Raw genomic sequence first — 19132 nt, forward strand, 5'->3', positions numbered from 1 at the left:
GATGCTCTCGCTTCTCATTGGATTTTCTTTGGGTTTTCGGTGGGCAGTTGAATTCTCCTGGTGTCGCGATGCAGAAGGATCACCTGTTCCGCATCTGACATCCGATCGTAGCTGCCTTCCAGGCTGCCGTCATCGTCGATCGTTCCCACATCCGAGGCATCCGGCGACAGAATCGTCAGTTTTTGCCGGACCCCGGCGAGTTTTTCCTTGCCCAGGGTCACCCATCCGCCGCCGCAATAGGCCGCGAAATCCTTGCTTGCGATGAGCCGTTGCGGGTATTTCTTGGTCAGAAGCTGGAGCCGCTGGACCTCGTTCACAGCCGATCCGAAGGCCGAAAATGTCAGGCGGTCGGTCAGCCCCACATTGCCGAACATCACGTTGCCGACGTGCAGGCCGATACCGAAGCCGATCTCACCGAGGCCTTTCTGACGTCTCTGGCTGTTGAGTTCAGACATCCTGGCCGTTGCCTTGAAGGCTGCGCTCAACGCAGCCTGGCATGCTATCTGGGACGGCACCTGGTGCCTTTCGCAGGGATAGACCGCCAGGAAGCCGTCACCGAGAAAGCTCAGAATCTGCCCTCCCGCCCTGTTGAACGGCGCGGCGATCGCGTCGAAGAACTGGTTCAGCGTGTCGATATAGGCTTCACGGCCAGACGTCTCCGCCAGCTTGGTCGAGCCGCGCATGTCTGCCATCACCAGTGCGGCCCGGATCGTATCGCCTTCGCCGCGTTTGATCTGGCCGTTGAGCACGCGTTTACCCGCGTCGCCGCCGAGATAGGTCGTCAGCATATTGTCCGCCAGCTTGTTCAGCACCGCCATTTTCGTGGCCACGGCGAGGTTGCTCTGGACCCGCAGCAGCGCCTCGATCATGTCGTCGGTGAACCCTGACGGGTTGTCGGTCGACCACGATCCGATCATGCCTTGGTTCGAATTGTCGCCGAAAGACTGCACGAAAGCCATGTAGTCGGTGACGCCCAGAAGTTTGAGGTCGTCGAAAATCGGAAACTCCGACGGTCTCGATGGATCGATCCGGCGGCGGATATATTCCAGATTGTTGGAAAGCAGATGGTAGTATGGGCTGTTCAGGAAGCGGTCCGACGAAAGCCCTGCTTTCTTGCGAAAACCCTCGACCTCCATGCCGCGCCCACGCTCCCAGGTGAAGCCAAGAGCATCATAGAGGGGATGCAGCATCGAGAAGCTCAGATGCACGCGTACGAGCGGCAAACCAGCGGCCGCAAGCCGCTCGCAGAAGCCGCGAACCATGACCTCCAGATTGTCACCGGAGAGCGAAGACTTCATCAGCCAGTCACCGACCCTGTCCATGAGAATGGTGGAAACTTCGGCTTGCACTGCTTTCATGGCGTTTCAGGTTCGGATCGAACGGGATGCCGTTCGAATACGAGGTCTGCTCCCTTTGGTACGCGGCGAAACAAAACCCCCTTGATGACGTAGCCCGCAAGGCTGCCGAACTTAGCGAATCGAGGGGCGGGAAGGAAGCCGTTGAACAACTGCCCAAATTGCCAGGTGGCCCAGGCAACCCGGAGCCGTCGCGACAGACGGCTGCCCTTCAGGGTTTTTTCGTAAAGCTGCGGATGGACCGCGATCTGGAGCCCCCGAACGCGATAGTTGCGTAATTTTGCGATCTCATCGGCAATTGCGAATTCGTATCCTTCGATGTCGATCTTGACGAAGACCTCTTGGCCATCCGCATGGCTCATGATCTCGTCCATGCTTATTCCGCGTACCGTGGTGCATTCTCCGTCGCCGATGTCGAGTACGCTAGTCTCCGAACTGCCGAAACCTTCGACTGCGTTGATGGCGACGCTGCGGTCAACGGCCAATGCGCCTTCAAGGACGGTGACATTCGGAGCGTCAGCCGCGATTTTCCTCAGGATGCCGACGCATTTCGGGTCGGGTTCGACCGCGATCACTGCTTTGGCGACTTGGGCCGACCACATTGGAGTCACGCCGATCCACGCGCCGATATCCACACAAACCGTGTCGCGGTCGAGATTCCGTGCAAGTGTCTGAAAAGTGCCTGTTTCCCAGCGTCCGCCGGAAAGTTTGCGATAGAATTTTTCATATTCGGGAAGGTTCGCAAGCCTGACGGTGCGTCCTGCGTAGCTGATGTCTACTGTTCTCATGGCAGGTTTCCCGGCCGTCGTGCTCCGCCGGACTTCAGCGGTCGCCGCGTCAGGCAACGACGCTTCCGGGAGGCGATGATGAAGTGACTGAGGGGCAATCAGATAACTGCTTTTCTTGCCGACAGGACGCGGCGCACCGAAAAGGCGAATCCCATCGGCAATACGCACGTCCTTATGGCAGATATGGCTTAATCCGATTTCCTGCAAGAAGGGGTAGGGTTAAGCGGCCTTCTTGGCCTTCATGCTGGCGGCGGCCATGGCATAACCACCGGCAGCGCCATCGACAAAGTGAACGTGGTCGCGCTGCAACGGGGACGCCACGATGCAGGTCATCAAAGCTGAATCTTGCCGGTGAATGCCATATACGCAGACACCTGCCGCTTCGGCGGCCTTCAAACGGTTTTCGATCTTTTCGAAGATCATGGCGTCAACGTCTATGGTCATCTTCAGACCATCGTCGAATTTCCGGAAATCCGAGTTCTGAGCAACATCGTTTTTATAGCGTTTCGGGTCGAAACTGCCGATCGTCCAGCCAAGCTTGTCGGAGATCGTGGTCAAAGCCATCTGTCCCAGGATGAAAGCTTTCGGCCATAGCCGGCGTCCTTTCGGAGCGATGGCGGCCGCTTCGATGGCGAGCCCCTTGGGTGGGAAGCTGTAACCGGGGCCGTCGAGCGGCACCGGATGTCCTGCGCGCTCCTGCTCGCCGGCGATAGCGACGATATCCGCGACCAGATGCCGGAAGGCCCGCTGGCTGTCGGAACCACTGGGAGCCGCTATGATCGATACGATCTCGCCATTTTGGGCTTCGATCGGATTCCAGCGGCATGAAAGACCGGTGAGGTCCGGCCTGGTTCCGGTCGGTGCCGGGTCGATACGATAGCGTCCAGCCTTCATCTCGGCTTCGGCCCAGCTCGAGCCGCCGCCGGCGAACATGGCATAAAAAACCTCGTCGGACGCCTGGAAGCGCGCGACGCGAACGTCCAAGCCTTTTGCTCGAATGTCCGTCATCGGAACAATCGCCGCCCGCAACGTCAGCCCCAGTTCGTCGGCCACCCACGCCTGGACGGCGGCCAGAGCGTCTCGCGTCTTGTTCTGCATGGCGGTCGGGAAAGCCACCATGGCGCCGTCTCCACCGAAAACAAAAGGCAGGTCGCGGCGGCCGAGTGTGTTGAGGAGGCAGGAGATGACACTTGCCCCGGCCATGTTCACCGATTTGTAGCCACCGGCTTCGATCGCCTGGGTGGACCCAACGATGTCCGCCGTTGCAAGTGCCCAATCGTCTGGCAGTGGCCGATAGTTCTCTACATCCGCAACGCCCTCGAACTTCGCGAAGATCGGCAAGGTATCGAAAAACGCGTCGGGAGCGGCAATCTTGTCCATCCCAGTACAATTAACACATTTCCCCTCGGCGTTGGTCAGTTGAATATGGCCGAAATTGACTTGTGCGAATTTTCGGTGGAAGGCTCGCCGCGATGCGAATTGCCTTCTATGCGCCAATGAAATCGCCCAATCATCCCGTTCCGTCGGGAGATCGCCAGATGGCGCGGCTGCTGATCAAAGCGTTGGAGCGCGCTGGTAACGAAGTGTCCGTGGTTTCGGAACTGCGCAGCTTCGCAACGAAGTCCGGGCCCGAACACTACGCGGCCATCGCGCATCAGGCAGACATGGAGATCTCCAGGCTGACAGCTCGCTGGGAGAAGGGCGGAAAGCCGGATCTCTGGCTGAGCTACCATCCCTACTACAAGGCGCCCGACTTCATTGGCCCAAGCATGGCCAAGGTTCTTGCCATCCCCTATGTGACGGTGGAGGCATCCTATTCCGCCCGCCGCAATGTGGATGCATGGTCTGACACCCAGGTTTTGGTCGCGGATGCGGTGAAAAGCGCCTCTCTCAACATCTGCTTCACGCGCCGGGACCGTGACGGGCTGGCGTCAATCGCACCGGATGCGCGTTTCGCAATGCTGTCGCCCTTCATCGACACAACGGCTTTCATTGCCGGGCCGAACTCACCGAGGCTTGTCGTGGTGGCGATGATGCGCCCGGGCGACAAGCTCGCCAGCTACGGAATGCTGGCGCGGGCGCTCGAGCGGCTGGACGACAGGTCATGGACCCTCTCGGTCGTCGGCGACGGGCCTTGCCGTGCCGAGGCGATAGAGGAGTTCGCCGGCTTGCCAGCCGAACGCATTGAATGGCTGGGCAAGAAGGAGCCCGACGAAATTCCAGGCTTCCTTGCCGGCGGCGGCATCTACGTCTGGCCAGGTTGCGGCGAAGCCTACGGTCTTGCATACCTTGAAGCCCAAGCGGCCGGACTGCCCGTCGTCGCGCAGGACACCGCCGGTGTGCCGGAAGTCGTACGCGACGGCGAGACCGGTATTCTGACAGCCCCCGGCAATATCGACGCCTATGCATCGGCTGTTGCGCGACTGCTGACCGACCGCGGTGAAAGGCAGGCGATGGGCGATGCGGCGCGGCGCTTCGTTCTGGAAGAAAGGTCGCTTGACGCGGCTGCATCGCGCCTAGACGGAATCCTTCCGATGGCGCCGCCACAATGAACAGAGATGCGGCGTGGCTGCCGCTGACTATGGAACTTGCACGCTGGGAAGATGCCGGCCGCACAGCGGAGTTCTGGCTACGCGATGACGACGCGGTCGAACCCACCGAGCCGCTCGACCGCCTGCTCGGGCTGACCGAAAAGTTTGGCGTTCCGGCCACACTTGCCGTGATTCCAGCATTCACCGGAAAAGCTCTCGCAATCAGGCTCGCCGGCGCATCGCAGGTGACGGTTGCCGTTCACGGATGGTCGCATGAGAACCATGCGCCTGACGAAGAGAAGAAGCAGGAACTCGGCCGGCATCGTGAACGTGGGATGGTGCGCGATGATCTGGGGCGAGGGCTGTTCCACATCACCAATCTCCACGGTCCGCGGATGGTCCCGCTGCTGGTGCCTCCATGGAACAGAATCCACCCGGACTTGCTGCCCGATCTCATGCCGCTCGGCTTTACGGCGCTGTCCGTCTTCGGCCCGGCAAAGCCCGCCGCCATCCGCACGATCAACAGCAATGTCGACCTGATGGATTGGCACGGCACACGCGGTTGTCGCGACCATGGTTTGATTGCTCGTGACATTGCAGCGCAACTCGCTCAGGCCTTTGAGGGTGGCGATGCGGTTGGCATTCTCACGCACCACCTTGTGCATGACGAAGCGGCGTGGGTGTTTCTGGAGGATCTTTTCGAACTCACCGCGGGTCACCGTGCCTGCGGATGGCGTTCCATTCGCGAATTGATCGCCACTGGAGAGGAAGCTGCGCGCTGATCAGCGCTGTTTCACGGTTTGACGCACGAAGTCCAGGACTTGGCCGTCACGCGCCGCAAAAGCGCCGGAAAACGCCTGGGCCGCCTCCTGCTCGATCGCCTCGATCTGGGCATCCGTGCGCGCCGGATCGTGGTGAAACAGCGCTAGGCGCTTTGCTCCGGCCGCCTTGCAAAGCTTGACGCCTTGTTGCCAGGTCGAATGGCCGTAACCGCGATAGCGCTGCATTTCCTCTTCGACGTAGGTGCAGTCGTAGACGACGAGTTCGGCGCCTTCGATCAGGCCCAGGATTGCCGGATCGAGCTTGCCGGGCTCGTGTTCCGTATCCGTGATTACCGCGATTGCCCGCCCACCCCATTCGACACGATAGCCGATGCAGCCCCCGGGATGATTGAGGCTGGCTGTCCGTATCGCAATGCCTTCGCGTGGGCGAAGGATGTCGCCGGAAACAAAATCCTTGCAGTCGAGGTTCGCCTTGCAGATTTCCAGCCGCACGGGAAACCATGGGGGGCGCATGAATTCGCTCAGCATCTCCCATGTCGTCATGCGGCCGGCCAGGTGCCCGGACCAAAGCCTGACCCGGATCTTCGGATCGTAGAATGGAAAGAAGAATGGCAACCCAACAATATGATCGTAGTGGCAGTGGGTGAAGAATATGTCGAAATCGTTGATGGCAGCAGCCATCAACGCCTCGCCGGCAGGGCGTATCCCCGAGCCGGCGTCGAAAAAGAGCGTATGCCTCCCGCATTGCACTTCGACGCATGCGGTGTTGCCGCCATAACGGATGAATTGAGGACCCGAGACGGGCAGACTGCCGCGTACTCCCCAAAAACGGACCCGGAATGCCTCTTCGTCCATCATGCCTCTTCGCGGCGTCCCCATCGGGCCACTATCGTAGCCATCCTGCCGCATTTAGACGAGACACGTATTTGGCGTGTTTTTCAACCGCCTCGGGATTGGCATATCGGCTAACCGGCTCCGGCTAGTGTTTATTGTTCCGGGCATCGGCGAGTTCGGCCGTTGTGTGGCTGAGCCTGTCGGCCAGAACGCGGACGATCTCGATGGTCATTTCAGGAAACTCCTTCAGGAGCCTCAGGAAATGATCCTTGCGTATCCGCAGCGCCTCGAGCGGCTCGGCTGCCCTTACCGTTGCGGTACGCGATACATCGCAAAGAATGGCGATTTCGCCGACGATCGAATTGGGCTCAAGTTCCGCAACCTTGATCTGGCCGGTATCGGAGTCCACCAGGATGTCCGCTGTTCCCGACAGGATGACATAGGCCGCGTCACCCTCATCGCCCTGATTGAAGAGGATTTGGCCTTCGCTGTAGCTGACGCGGTCCGACGTGAAAGCGAGAAGCTTGAGTTTCGCCGGCTCGACGCCCGAGAACAGCGGAACCCGCCGGAGCATTCCCACTTCATCCTTGAGAAGCATCATCGCAAACCTCGTCCCCTGGTCTTATTTAAGGGATCACTATGACAGTAGTCCCTTAAAGATACCGTTTCTTGCCAAAAGTGTCTCGTGGGTTCCGTCTTCTACCAATTCGCCGGCATCGAAGACGATAACCCGATCGAACAGCTTCGCCATCGCCGGGTTGGTCAGCACCCAGATGATCGCAGGTGCGCGGCCGTCACGTCGTGCTTCCTCCAGCACGTTGCGCAGGATCTGATCCTGCAAACGCTGGTCCAGCGCGGAAAGCGGGCGGTTCAGGATAAGGAAGTCCGCGCGTTTGAGCAGCGCGCGCGCCACGTCGAGTTTCTGGCGCTGCGCGCCGGTGAGGCGCCTGCCGCCGACCCCGACGTTGAAGCCCAGCCCGACATCGAGGACATCGTCATAGAGACCGAGTTCATCCAGAATCTCGTAGACGATCGCCCGGATGCGTTCAGGCCCTTCCGGATGGCTGTTGGCTATCCTGCCGAACAGCACATTGTCCATGACATTTGCCGCCACCGTATAGCGCATGGGATCGTAGGGTTCGATCGCGCCTTGCAGGTCTTCCGGCAGGTTCTCGTAGAAACTTTCGCGCGCAGCGATGATCTTCGCCATCAGATCGTCGCTCAGCAGACCGAAACGGTGGCGGGGCTCGATATAGGCGAAACTCAAGGTGATGATTTGCGCACGGTCGGCTTCCGCAACACTTTCATACGGCTTGCCCTTCAGCTTTTGCAGAAGCGACTGATAGGTCGGAATCTCCTCGGCCGTCATGAAGGCAAGCTGCTGGAAGAAAGGGTGATCCGGCGGCAGATCGCTGAACAGTTCGATTGCCTGCTCGGCAATCTCAAGGCCCATGCCGTAGAGGACTTGATCCAGCCCGTCAGCCTTGAGTACCGACAGGAAGTACGGGTTGGCCGCGAGTGCCTTTCCAGCCAGCGCCGAGCCTGTCGCCGCTCCGAACAAGAGGTTCTCGCCGATCGTCGCTTCGCGGTTGTAGGCGCCGGGTTCGAACGGGACGACTAGGTCCGTCAGCTTTTCCTTTTCCAGTCGCACCCGCAACGCATTGCGCAATTCCACGATGCGTTCGACCAGTTGCTGGTGGCGCTGCAGGTCGGCGGTCGTGCGCAGGCCAAGATCCAGAATATCGCGGGAGAGAACCACGGCGTCGAGCATATGGCGGATGACGCCGAAAAGGTCGTTCGGACCTGTGGCACCCGCCGCGCCGTAATCCACCCAGTCGCTGTTGAGATCAAAATCCGGATTGCCGGATCGTTTTGCCTCATCGAGATCCCAACTGTGCTTTTTCGCCTTCTCGCCTTCATATGTCACGCTGGTCAGCGGAACATGTTTCAACCCGTACAATAAATTGTCGCGCAGGGTTCCTTGCGAAAGGTAGGCGTCGGACGAGGCATAGGACATCCGGCGTCCGGTAATCGATTCCGGCAATTCGAGCAGGTCGGCGTCACCGGCGACCACTTTTCCACTTTCGGGCCAGTTCAGCCGTGCAAATGCCTCCGCCAGCGCTTCGCCGCCGCCATTGGCCGTGGTGATGATCGCGACCGTCTCGCCAGGTTTGATCTGGAAGGAAACACGTTCAAGTAGCAGCGCGCCGCTATCGTCGATGAGCGACAGGTTGACGGCTCCTAGCGCGCCGCTGAGCGGGCCGACCGGATCTACCGTCATCGTCTGAATTTTGGGATCTACCAGGCGGTCGATGGCGAACTGCTCATAGACTTGCGCATATTTGACCTGGACATCCTGGCGCGCCTGGTCCCAATCGATCAATTCCTTCATCGGACCTGGCAAATCCTTGTAGGCGGCGATCACCGCGACGAGCTGTCCAACGTCGAGGCGGCCGCGCAGCGCAAGATAACCACCGATCAGGTAGAACAGGAAGGGCGTCACCTGAGCGAGGAAATTATTGATGAATTTTACGAGGAATTTCCATTGGTAAAGGTCGTAGCGAATCTTGAAAATACGACCGAGCCTGGAGGCGATGTCGGCGCGCTCGTAGTTGGATGTGTCATGGATATGGATCGTGCCGATACCGTCGACGATTTCACCCACCCGGCCCGACAGTTCGCGCGCAGTCAGCTGTCTCTCACGACCGAGCCGGATCAGCCGCTTGCGCATTTTTGGAATAAGGACGAGTTGGATTCCCACGATCACGGCAGCGATCAAGCCCAGCCAGTAGTTCTGGATGATGATGAAGACGAGCGCCGTCAGCGCCTGGCCGCCAAGCAACGCGGGCTGGACGAAGGCATCGCCGATGAAGCCGCCCAGCGGCTCCACCTCGTCCTTCACCATCGTGGCGACTTCCGCGGATTTCACCCGTTTGAACTGGTAGGGCGGAAAGCGCAGGACCCGGTCGACAAGTTCGAAACGGATGCGCCGTAACATCCGTTCGCCGAGACGGCCCTTGTAGGTATTGATGTAGAATTTGAAGAGCCCGTTGATGACGACGAGCAGGAGGAAAACCATGCTCAAGGCGAAGAGTGTCTCTTCGCGGTCGAGTTGGAAGCCGGAGAAAAGCTGGATATTTCCGACAACCGGCAGATTGAAACTGATATCCATGAACGTCTGAGTGGCGCCCGGCGTTTCGAAGCCGTCGCCCTGGATCGGTCCGTTCACGATCAGCTTGGGCAGATCGAAGGACATGAAATACGGGATCATCGACAGCGCGACGATCGTCAGAATCCAGAGCTGCTGTCTCCAGGTGTGCGTCCAGATATAGCGAACGAGGCTTTCTATCATGGGCTGCCGCGGACCAATCAACCTTTGGAATGCAGGACGAAGAAACGCCTTTTCGCATAAGGCGAACCGGCAATGGCGGCGTCGTCAAGAACAAGCTCGAAACTGCAATGTACAGAAACAGTTGGTCGGCTGACAATCTCCGGCACCTGCGAGGCAGCGCGTTCGAGATCGGGCGCGTAATCGATAACGATCGTTTTGGCGTTATCGATCAGCGAAAAGAGCAACTGGCCCAGTGGCTCGCGCCTGCCGAATGGTTTCAGCGAATAACCAAGCAGAACCAGCGCGTAGCTTCGCGGGGGGTAGTCATAGCTGATTTCCTGGAATTTTCGCGGAATGTGACGCACGCGGCAGCGATGACCGTTGAGTTCGTCCGCCTCGTAGGCGGTTGTCTTCGGATCGACCGACAGGACCGATTGAGGCGCGTGCGTGAGAAAGCCGGTGATCGGGGTCAGGTGTCCGCCGATTTCGACGATATGCGCACAGTCGCGCACGAAATGGGCGGCGATCACTTGACGTATGGGGGCTGCGGCGCCCGACAGGTGCGCCAGGCCTTCTCCAGCACTCGCCGAGGGCGAGGCAGCTTCGAAAGTCTTCATGTCCATCGGGTCAGATTGCGTTGTGTTGCCAAGATTCTCAACATACAACACGCCCATGATGGACGCCACCCAGCCGGAATACCCGGGCGCCGATTGGCGCGAGCACGCTTTCGACCTCACGCGCGGAATAGCCGCCTACACATCCAACCCGCTGATCGCAGGCCTTGCCCGTATCATCGCGAAGCATCCTCAAGCGGATATCGCCAATGCCTTCAACCACAAGCAGGTCGCCTGCAAGATGTGGGCGCGCGACAAGCTGCTCGAAAGCAGCGGTGCGCGTTTTGGACGAATCTGGATCCTCGGCGGGTGGTATGGCGTTCTCGCCGCGATGCTGTTCGACGACACGCGGCTCGATATCGATGCGATCGACAGCTTCGATATAGACCCGTCCGTTGCAGCCGTTGCCCGAACGCTGAATCGACCGGCGGGAGAGCGCTTTCAGGCGGTGACGGCTGACATGTATGCACTGGACTACGCGGCCGTCAGGCCCGACCTGGTGGTCAACACCAGCTGCGAGCACATCGCGAACGTTCGCGGCTGGCTCGATCTTCTGCCGCGCGGCACGCAGGTGCTGCTGCAATCGAATGATTATTTCAGTGAACCGACACACATCAATTGCGTGGCTTCGGTGGGGGCCTTCGAGGAGATGGCCGGGCTGAGCGAGTTGCGGTTCTCCGGCGAACTGCCGATGAAGAAATATACCCGGTTCATGCTGATCGGGACGGTCTGAGTTCCAGCTTCCGGCGGAGCAACTGGGCCGATTTCCTTGCCCCATCGAGGTCCAGTGCATGCCGGCCGGGATTGGGGGCCGCGAACGCGCGTTCAATGGCCGTCGATAGCCCAGTCGGCGTCAGGGCGTCCTCAGTTAAAATCGTAGCCAGCCCCAGAGCTTCGAGCCGCTCGGCGCGCGCCGTCTGCTCGGTTTCCCCGCCGGCCGAAAAGGGAACGAGCAGCGAGCGGCAGCCGGCGCGCAGCACGTCGCATACCGTATTGTAGCCGGCCTGCGAAACCGATAGGCGAACACCCGTCAGCAAACTGGCGAAGTCCTCGCGGAACCTGAAGACGGATAGGCCCTTCGGTGCTCCGGCAACGGCTGCCCGGAACTCCGGTTCCGGCAAATTGGGACCGGTGATGAGGCACCACTTCAGGTCGCTATTTTTTGCCGCGGCTATCGTCGAAGCGGCGAGGGCGCTGCCAGCCGCACCGCCCCCTGCGGAGACAAGAATGTCAAAGCGCTCGCCGGTCAGTTGCGGCGGCGGGGCGGCGACAAGGCCCGTGTAAGCGACCTTGGCTTCGAAGGTACGGGCCAGCGGAAACGTCTGTTCGATCGTGGCGAATGCCGGATCGCCATGAACCATCACCAGATCGAAATAACGTTTGATGAGGTCGACGGTTTCCTCGTTGCGCCCGACCTTGGTGCGTTCCTGAAGGATATCGCGCGCAGAGGTCACTACCAACGGTTTGGGAGTTCGGTTCGCAATTGTTTCCAGCAGCGGAAGAAGTTCGAACCGCATCTGGCGGCGTCCGAATGGGAAAGCCTCCACAATGACGATATCGGGCCTGAAGTCCTCGAATGCCTGCAGCAAGATTTGCTGGCGTTGTTTCTTGAAGGTGTCGTCGACAGGTTGTCCTTGCAAATCCGCAAGGCCCGAAAATCCGTGATCGCCAGCCGTGATCGGCGGCAGTTTCAGGGTTTTCACGCCCGACCCCGGAAAACCGGCCACCGGCGTTCCGCCGATCACCAAGAGAACGTCAAAGCCGTCCTCGACAAGAGCAGCCGCGATACGGCTCGCCCGCGCCAGATGACCGATACCGAGCAGATGCTGGACATAGAAGAAGACGCGCGGCTGCATCACGAAACCGCCCGCCACTCCTGCTCGAACAGAGCCTTCAGTTGGCCGATGCTGGAATTGTGATCGAAATGGCCGCGTACGCGTTGCTCGGCGGCATCGCCGAGGCGCTTTCGCAGCGCCGGGTCGCGCATCGCGCGTTCAAGTGCTTGTGCCAAGGCCTGCGGGTTCTCGGGAGCGACAACCATCCCATTCTCTTCGTCCGTCAACAATTCCGGCACGCCGGAGACGTCGGTCGATATGCAGGCCAGTTTCTGGCTCGCAGCTTCCACCAGCACATTCGGCAGGCCGTCGCGATCGCCGTCGGTCGCAATCCGGCACGCCAGCGCGAAAATGTCCGACTGCCGGTAATGCTCCAGCACGTCCTCCTGCGCCAGTGCGCCTTTCCAGGAGATGCGCGAGGCGATCCCGAGACCGTCTGCCAGCGCCTTGAGTCGAGCGAGTTGCTCGCCGCCCCCGATATGTTCGAAGCGCCAATTAAGATCCGGGGGCAAAAGGGCGAGGGCCTTCAACAGTAGATCGTAGCCCTTCTTTTCCACAGCCCGCCCGACACTTAGCACGCGCACCGGGTCGGCTTCGGTCGAGCCGTCGCGCGGCGCCCGCGCGCTGTCGAAACTGCCGAAACGAGCGAGGTCGAGGCCGTGATAGCTCAGCTGCACTCGGGACGTGTCCTTCGCCAGGCTTTTCAGGTGTTCGTAGCCGGTCCGCGTGCAGGTCACCATCCAGCGCACCGACGAAAGCTTGTCGGCCAGATCCCAGTCCTGCGACGTCCAGATGTCCTTGGCGTGTGCCGAACAGGTCCAGGGAAGGCGGCGAAGCAGGCTGGCATAACGGGTCACCGAGGCGGGCGTATGCGCAAAATGCGCATGAAGCCATTCACCGTTCTCGGGCCACTCCGCAGCGAGCACCAAAGCCTGGCCGAAGCGGCGGATTCGGTTGCGTGTCGGATCGCGCCGAAGATCCGCCGCAAAGCTCCGCAGCGCTGGCCAGAAGCTGCTCCGCGGCAGAACGGCAAACAACGAGCGGGCAACGCGAAAAGGCTCGTCATGCAAATATTCAGGGAGGTAATGCACGTTCGCCTTGATCTCGTCGTGCACGGGATGGCGCTTACCGTCGGTCGGCCTTCTCAGCGCAACGAGCACCAGCTCCATGCCCGCCCGCTCCAGCCCCAGCAGTTCCTGCGCGATGAAGGTCTCCGACAGACGCGGATAACCCTTCAGCACAACGACGATCTTGCGGCGCTCGGGCAAGCTTCAGCTCTTGCCGTCAACAACGGAGAGATGGGGATGCGCGCGCTGATCCAGCCAGTCGCCGACGATTTCGGAAATGTTTGCCAGACCTTCCAGCCGCAGCTCCGGATTGCTCTGCGAAGGGCGGGGCCGGTCCGGGAGAGCCTTCAGGGCCTCGGCAAAGCGCGGCGCGTCTTCCGCCTCCTCCGGCAGCAGCATCTCGACAAGCCCGAGTTCGGCGGCGCGGCGGGCCCGGATCAGTTGTTCCTCGCGCGGCTTTACGCGCGGCACGATCAGCGCCGGCTTGTCGAATGAGAGTATCTCGCAATAGGTGTTGTAGCCGCCCATCGCCACGACCGCCTTAGCGCCGGCGATCAGGTCTTCCATCCGGTTATCGAATTCGATGATCTCGATCTGGGGTATCTGCGCGCCCTTCTTGATCAGCTTGTTGCGCTTCTTTGCCGGCATATAGGGCCCAAGTACGACCAGCGCCTTGTGCTGCAATTCCGGATCCTGCTGATAGGCGTGGATCACGTTGTGGATCAGGTCGGCGCCATCGCCGCCGCCGCCGGTTGTCACCAGTATGTAGTCGCCTTGCGGGCGGTGCCCTGGCGTCTCGTCGTGCGGAAGGCTTCGCTGCAGGAAACCCACGAACTTCATCTTCGCGCGGACGGATGCCGGTACATCGAGCCCGGTCAGCGGATCATAGAATTCGGGCGGTCCGTAGGCCCATATCATGTCGTAGAAGGAGCCCATCTTGCGCATCACGTCGCTCCTTTTCCACTCTTCCTCGAGCAGATGGGGCGCATCCATGACTTCGCGCAGGCCGAGGACCAGCGTCGTTCCGCGGGTCTTCAAGTAGGAGAGGGTTTCCTCGGCTTCTCCCCGCAAACCGAGCGGCTCCTTGTCGACGATGAAGATGTCCGGCTGGAAGGTTTCCGCGGTGTGGCGGATGATCGATTGGCGCATCTTCAAAGTCTCGTGCACATCGATATGCCGTTCGAGCGACGTGTATTCACCGTTGCGCAGTTTGATGACGCTGGGAATTTTGACGAAGTCGACGCGCGCCCGGTAGTCGAACGCACCGGCGATCGTCGCGCCGGAAATGATGAGGATATTGAGCCCGCGATAATCCTCGACCAGCGAGTGGGCGATGGTCCGGCAGCGCCGCAAATGACCTAGCCCGAACGTATCGTGGCTGTACATCAGGATTCGGGCATGTTCGAAGCGCCGCATCATGGCCAGATCAACCTCAGTTTCAGCGCCGGGCCTGAGCCTGGAATCGGGCTGGAAGCCATACATTCAGACAATAGAAAAGCCCACCGTTTCGAACGCGATTTTGCATGGAAAGAAAACATCGTTATGTCAGCATCGCGGACCGGGCGACCCGGCGTTATTCACCGGCCGGCTTCGTACGTTGCGCTTCATCCTTGATGTCCCGGATCCGAAATACGGCGCCATCCCGGTCGTCATGCAGCAAGGCTTCCTTGATCTACGGGCGCCACGTCGGAGACGCCTCTGCTGTGCAAGCTGGCGACCTTAGCCCACGGCTGGCTGGCTGCCTAGACTAGTTCCTTGAACGATGTTGCCTACGAAAGCTGCCCGCAATGAATGTGATCTCAGAGGAGGCGATCCTCGATGGACCAGCGGGCGGCGAGAAAGTTGGCCACCGCCGCCACGATGAGCCCGACAATCTTTGCCGGCAAGACACCGATCAGCCCACCCAGCGCAACGATGGCGCCGCTCGAAACGCCGAGCGTGATGATGGCGCCCAGCACGAAGAATCGGAAAACGGACCGGCGATTGCCCAGGTTCCCCGCGCGCTCGAACGACCATCGCGAATTGGCGACATACGAAAAGCAGACGGCCCCCAACCATGCCAGGAGGTTCGCGAGCAGCGGCGTGACTGCGAACCACAACAGCGCCGAAAAGATCGCCAGGTCGATGAGACTGTTGGCGATGCCGACAACCCCGAAGCGCAGCATTTTCGAGACGAGCGGCCGCCCTGCCGGCCCATCGGTCATTTGCGTTTCACTGATGCGGGGCGAGCAGGTTTGGCCGGGGCGATCCTTGCCGGCTGCCGGGCGGTTTGGTCATCATCCCCCAGTCCATGCGTCTCGCGGACGACATAAAGGGGCCGGTTGCGCACTTCTTGCGACATGCGGCCGATGTATTCGCCCATGATGCCGAGCGACAGCAGGTTCAGCCCGCCGAGAAGCAGCACGGTGACGAGTGTCGAAGCATAACCAGGGACATCGACGCCAAACACCGCCGTTTTGACAATGACGACAGCGGCATAGACAAAGGCACCAAAGCCGATCAGCAGGCCGAGATAACTCCAGACACGCAACGGCGCGGTCGTCGAGCCGATCAACCCGTCCAGTGCAAAGCGTATCAGCCGGCGATAAGGCCATTTGCTGTCGCCGCCAGAACGGCCCGCCCGGTCATATTCGATGTCGACGTTGCGGTATCCGACCCAGGAATAGAGCGCCTTGGTGAATCGCGAACCTTCCGAAAGCTCGTTCAGGGCCTCGACGACGGCGCGGTCGAGCAAGCGGAAATCGCCGACGTCGGCCTTGATCGGGATGTCGGCGATCTTGTTGTAGAGTTTGTAGAACAGCCGCGCCGTGAATCGCTTGACCGCGGTGTCGGTATCGCGGCGACGCCGGATCGCGTTGACGATCTCGGCGCCTTCAAGCCACTTCTCCACCATGCGCGGCACCACGTCCGGCGGATCCTGGAGATCGACATCCATCGGAATGACGGCATCGCCGGTCGCGTGCCGGAAGCCGGCCGCGAGAGCCGCTTCCTTGCCGAAATTCCTCGAGAAGCGGACAAGCTTGATCGAAGGGTTGGCTTTTGCGGCGGCAATGATGGCAAGCCGCGTGGCGTCGATGCTGCCGTCGTCGATGAAGATGATTTCGTAGCTGCCGGTTTTGAGCTGGTCGCGGCACACGGATTCCAGCATCGGCACGCAGGTCTCTACGAACAGCGCGATCGTGTCCTGTTCGTTGACGACGGGGACGATGACCGAAATCTTCAAATTTTCGCGCAAATGCCAACCTCAAACGGTTCATCCGAAGCTCGGATAGGCTATTAGCGGTATGTCGCTCGCCGTGACAAGCATCACGTAGGCGGCGAACACGATATGGGAATGCTTCCGTCATCGAGCGGAACGAGGTCGAGATGAATATTCAGTCACCAGCGCCGGCATTCGAACCGCTGGCCGAGCACGCGGCCTCCGAAGGTGCGGATTTCTCGCTGTTTCGCGATTTCCCCGTCTCGGTCGAGCCCAGCAAGCTGCGCAAGCGCCTGCTGAGACTGACGCGCCAGGCGATCGACGACTTCGCTATGCTGCAGCCCGGCGACCGCTGGCTGGTAGCGCTGTCGGGCGGCAAGGATTCCTATGGTCTGCTGGCGATCCTGCTCGACCTCAAGTGGCGAGGGCTTTTGCCAGTCGATCTGCTGGTCTGCAATCTCGACCAGGGTCAGCCGAATTTCCCGAAACATGTCCTGCCGGATTTCCTGGACAAACACGGCATCGCCCACCGGATCGAATATCAGGACACCTATTCGGTGGTCGTCGACAAGATTGCGGAAGGCAAGACCTATTGTTCGTTATGCTCGCGGTTGCGCCGCGGCCATCTTTACCGCATCGCGCGGGAGGAGGGCTGTTCGTCGCTGGTGCTCGGACATCACCGTGAAGACATCCTCGAGACGTTCTTCATGAACCTCTTCCACGGCGGCCGGCTTTCGGCGATGCCTGCCAAGCTCCTCAATGACGATGGCGACGTGATGGTCCTCCGGCCGCTTAGCTATTGCGCCGAGGCGGACCTGGCCAAATTCGCCGAGATCATGCGGTTTCCGATCATTCCCTGCGATCTCTGCGGCAGCCAGGAGGGATTGCAGCGCAACGCCATGAAGGCCATGCTGGAAGACATCGAGCGGCGCATGCCCGGCCGGAAGGACACGATGATCCGTGCAATGGCGAATGTGCGCGCATCGCAGCTTCTCGATCGAAACCTCTTCGACTTTGCCGGGCTGAATGCCCTGCAGGCCCAGCCCGCCGAAGTACGGCGGGCGCCCTGACCGGCAAGGCTGACGGAACCCGCCAGCTCCGAACTCAGGGCAGGGGCTTGCTGTGCGGCTGGAAAAGTTTCCCCCGCTCGGCAATCAGCACGATCACAAGGCCCAGCACAGAAACCGTGCAGAAGCCGGCGGCGAGCGGTGTGACCGTGCCATCGAAGGCCTGGCCGATGCTGGCGCCGATTATCCCGCCGCCGATGGTCTGCAGAAAGCCGATGACGGAAGAAGCCGTGCCGGCGACGTGGCCGAGCGGCTCCATGGCAATCGAGTTGAAATTGGAGCCGATCCAGCCGAATTGCAGCATGGCCAGCGTGAAAAGGCCGAGAAACACCGGCAGTGGCACCGGTCCAAGCAGCGACACTGCGAAAAGAATGCAGGTTACCGTCATGAAGCCGATCAGCGCGCCGTGTGAAAGCCGCCGCATACCGAACCGGCCCACAAGCTGCGAGTTGGCGAAGGAAGACAGCGCCATCATGCCCGCGACCACCGCGAAAATGACCGGAAACCACACACCCAGTCTATAGATGCCGACATAGATCTGCTGCGCCGAGTTGATGAAGCCGAACAGCGCGCCGAACACGATCATCGTTGCCAGCGTGTAGCAGAGCGATACCCGGTTGGTCAGCACGATGCGGAAGCCGCCGAGGATCGAGCCAAGGGTGAATGGCCGCCGGTACTCCGGGTGAAGGGTTTCGGGCAGCCGCATCGCCGTCCAGACGGTGACGGCAAGCGCGATGGCTGCCATGAAGGTGAAGATCATGTGCCATTCGGAAAACAGCATCACGAGTTGGCCGATGCCCGGCGCGATCACCGGAATCACCATGAAGACCATGAAGACCAGTGACATGATTTCCGCCATCGCGCGGCCGCCGAAAACGTCGCGAATGATTGACACGGCGATGACGCGAGTTGCTGCCGCGCCGATGCCCTGCACGAAGCGAAGCATCAGCAGCGTGGTGAAACTGGGCGCATAGGATGCTGCAAACGCAGCAATCACATAGATTGCCAGACCGGCCAGCAACGGCGTGCGGCGGCCGAATCGATCGGAGATCGGTCCATAGGCGAGCTGCGCCAGGCCAAAACCCGAAATGTAGGCGGTGATCACGTACTGGCGATGGTTTTCGTTCTCGACCCCCAGGCTGGCGCCGATCTGCTGGAGCCCCGGCAGCATGATGTCGATGGCCAAAGCGTTGAGCGCCATCAGCGCCGCGGTCAGCGCGATGAATTCCCAGCGTGGAATTGGCAGCAACGGTACCGTTGCCTCCGGGGCTTTCTGCTGATCCATCACATTGCTCGCGGCTATTGCTAAAACAAAACGCGCCGGCGAGCCGGCGCATTGTTCGAAAAACGACTCCGGAAATCTCCGGAATCTATTGTTTCTGTTGGCTAATCAGGAATCGACCTTGGCGGCGATACCCTTTTCGGCGAGGAGGGTTTTAAGCTCGCCAGCCTGGAACATCTCGCGGATGATGTCGCAGCCGCCAACGAACTCGCCCTTAACATACAATTGCGGGATCGTCGGCCAGTTGGAATATTCCTTGATGCCCTGGCGCAGCTCGTTGGAGGTGAGCACGTTCACACCCTTGTAGTCGACGCCGAGATAATCGAGAATCTGTACAACCTGGCCGGAAAAGCCGCATTGCGGAAAGCCGGGCGTGCCCTTCATGAAGAGCACTACGTCCTGGCTCTTCACTTCGCTGTCGATGTAGTCGTTGATACCGCTCACGTG

General features: G+C 60.3%; 18 protein-coding genes. 4 read left to right on the plus strand and 14 right to left on the minus strand.

Annotated features, from left to right (window positions below; all coding sequences use genetic code 11):
* Positions 1–14 precede the first annotated feature (14 nt).
* The 3 genes from OHD58_RS16250 to OHD58_RS16260 are packed head-to-tail and all read right to left on the minus strand — an operon-like array spanning position 15 to position 3523.
* Positions 15–1358, minus strand: coding sequence for an adenylate/guanylate cyclase domain-containing protein (locus OHD58_RS16250; RefSeq protein ID WP_263804463.1), 1344 nt, complete (start codon positions 1356–1358; stop codon positions 15–17).
* Positions 1355–2311: an FkbM family methyltransferase gene (locus tag OHD58_RS16255; RefSeq protein WP_263804464.1), complete on the minus strand. Its 957-nt coding sequence runs from the start codon at positions 2309–2311 to the stop codon at positions 1355–1357. The genes OHD58_RS16250 and OHD58_RS16255 overlap by 4 nt, the downstream gene beginning before the upstream one ends.
* Positions 2312–2362: 51 nt before the next feature.
* The gene (locus OHD58_RS16260; protein WP_263804465.1) at positions 2363–3523 is read right to left on the minus strand and encodes a DUF3095 domain-containing protein; all 1161 of its coding nucleotides are present in this window, start codon (positions 3521–3523) and stop codon (positions 2363–2365) included.
* 92 nt (positions 3524–3615) lie between these two features.
* On the opposite strand from OHD58_RS16260, the gene OHD58_RS16265 reads away from it, so the two are divergent.
* Both OHD58_RS16265 and OHD58_RS16270 read left to right on the plus strand, forming a co-directional pair.
* Positions 3616–4695: a glycosyltransferase family 4 protein gene (locus OHD58_RS16265; RefSeq protein WP_263804466.1), complete on the plus strand. Its 1080-nt coding sequence runs from the start codon at positions 3616–3618 to the stop codon at positions 4693–4695.
* Positions 4692–5456 carry a polysaccharide deacetylase family protein gene (locus OHD58_RS16270; RefSeq protein WP_263804467.1) on the plus strand — a complete coding sequence of 255 codons (765 nt, stop codon included), beginning with the start codon at positions 4692–4694 and terminating at the stop codon, positions 5454–5456. Before OHD58_RS16265 ends, OHD58_RS16270 begins: the two co-directional genes overlap by 4 nt.
* Here OHD58_RS16270 and OHD58_RS16275 read toward each other — a convergent pair whose 3' ends face one another.
* From OHD58_RS16275 to OHD58_RS16290, 4 genes are all read right to left on the minus strand, one after another.
* The gene (locus tag OHD58_RS16275) at positions 5457–6311 is read right to left on the minus strand and encodes an MBL fold metallo-hydrolase (RefSeq protein WP_263804468.1); all 855 of its coding nucleotides are present in this window, start codon (positions 6309–6311) and stop codon (positions 5457–5459) included. It lies immediately after the preceding gene.
* Positions 6312–6435: 124 nt separating this feature from the next.
* Positions 6436–6888 carry a cyclic nucleotide-binding domain-containing protein gene (locus tag OHD58_RS16280; protein ID WP_263804692.1) on the minus strand — a complete coding sequence of 151 codons (453 nt, stop codon included), beginning with the start codon at positions 6886–6888 and terminating at the stop codon, positions 6436–6438.
* 39 nt (positions 6889–6927) lie between these two features.
* Entirely contained in the window at positions 6928–9642 is a 2715-nt protein-coding gene (locus OHD58_RS16285) for an ABC transporter transmembrane domain-containing protein (RefSeq protein ID WP_263804469.1), read from the minus strand.
* Positions 9643–9659: 17 nt separating this feature from the next.
* Entirely contained in the window at positions 9660–10295 is a 636-nt protein-coding gene (locus OHD58_RS16290; protein ID WP_263804470.1) for a hypothetical protein, read from the minus strand.
* On the opposite strand from OHD58_RS16290, the gene OHD58_RS16295 reads away from it, so the two are divergent.
* Complete coding sequence (locus OHD58_RS16295; RefSeq protein ID WP_412177224.1) at positions 10294–10968, plus strand: class I SAM-dependent methyltransferase; 675 nt, start codon at positions 10294–10296, stop codon at positions 10966–10968. The genes OHD58_RS16290 and OHD58_RS16295 overlap by 2 nt on opposite strands.
* On the opposite strand, the gene OHD58_RS16300 is transcribed toward OHD58_RS16295, so the two are convergent.
* The 5 genes from OHD58_RS16300 to OHD58_RS16320 form a co-directional block, all read right to left on the minus strand.
* Entirely contained in the window at positions 10946–12091 is a 1146-nt protein-coding gene (locus OHD58_RS16300; RefSeq protein WP_412177225.1) for a glycosyltransferase family protein, read from the minus strand. The genes OHD58_RS16295 and OHD58_RS16300 overlap by 23 nt on opposite strands.
* Positions 12091–13338, minus strand: coding sequence for a glycosyltransferase family 4 protein (locus OHD58_RS16305; RefSeq protein ID WP_263804471.1), 1248 nt, complete (start codon positions 13336–13338; stop codon positions 12091–12093). Before OHD58_RS16305 ends, OHD58_RS16300 begins: the two co-directional genes overlap by 1 nt.
* Positions 13339–13341: 3 nt before the next feature.
* A complete protein-coding gene (locus OHD58_RS16310) occupies positions 13342–14556 on the minus strand; it encodes a glycosyltransferase family protein (protein WP_263804472.1) in 1215 nt (404 codons plus the stop codon).
* A 380-nt stretch (positions 14557–14936) separates the two neighbouring features.
* Positions 14937–15341 (minus strand): GtrA family protein, encoded by a 405-nt coding sequence (locus OHD58_RS16315; RefSeq protein WP_263804473.1) that lies wholly within the window; start codon positions 15339–15341, stop codon positions 14937–14939.
* Positions 15338–16372: a glycosyltransferase family 2 protein gene (locus tag OHD58_RS16320; RefSeq protein WP_263804474.1), complete on the minus strand. Its 1035-nt coding sequence runs from the start codon at positions 16370–16372 to the stop codon at positions 15338–15340. Before OHD58_RS16320 ends, OHD58_RS16315 begins: the two co-directional genes overlap by 4 nt.
* 131 nt (positions 16373–16503) lie before the next feature.
* Between OHD58_RS16320 and ttcA the strand changes: the two genes are divergently transcribed.
* Complete coding sequence (gene ttcA, locus OHD58_RS16325) at positions 16504–17406, plus strand: tRNA 2-thiocytidine(32) synthetase TtcA (RefSeq protein WP_263804475.1); 903 nt, start codon at positions 16504–16506, stop codon at positions 17404–17406.
* A gap of 34 nt (positions 17407–17440) precedes the next feature.
* On the opposite strand, the gene OHD58_RS16330 is transcribed toward ttcA, so the two are convergent.
* Together OHD58_RS16330 and grxD are read right to left on the minus strand one after the other, a co-directional pair.
* Positions 17441–18688: a multidrug effflux MFS transporter gene (locus tag OHD58_RS16330; protein ID WP_263804476.1), complete on the minus strand. Its 1248-nt coding sequence runs from the start codon at positions 18686–18688 to the stop codon at positions 17441–17443.
* Positions 18689–18793: 105 nt separating this feature from the next.
* Complete coding sequence (gene grxD, locus OHD58_RS16335; protein ID WP_263804477.1) at positions 18794–19129, minus strand: Grx4 family monothiol glutaredoxin; 336 nt, start codon at positions 19127–19129, stop codon at positions 18794–18796.
* Between the last annotated feature and the right edge of the window lie 3 nt (positions 19130–19132).

The organism is Mesorhizobium sp. ZC-5, from assembly GCF_025753855.1.
In the GTDB taxonomy this organism is placed as follows: domain Bacteria; phylum Pseudomonadota; class Alphaproteobacteria; order Rhizobiales; family Rhizobiaceae; genus Neomesorhizobium.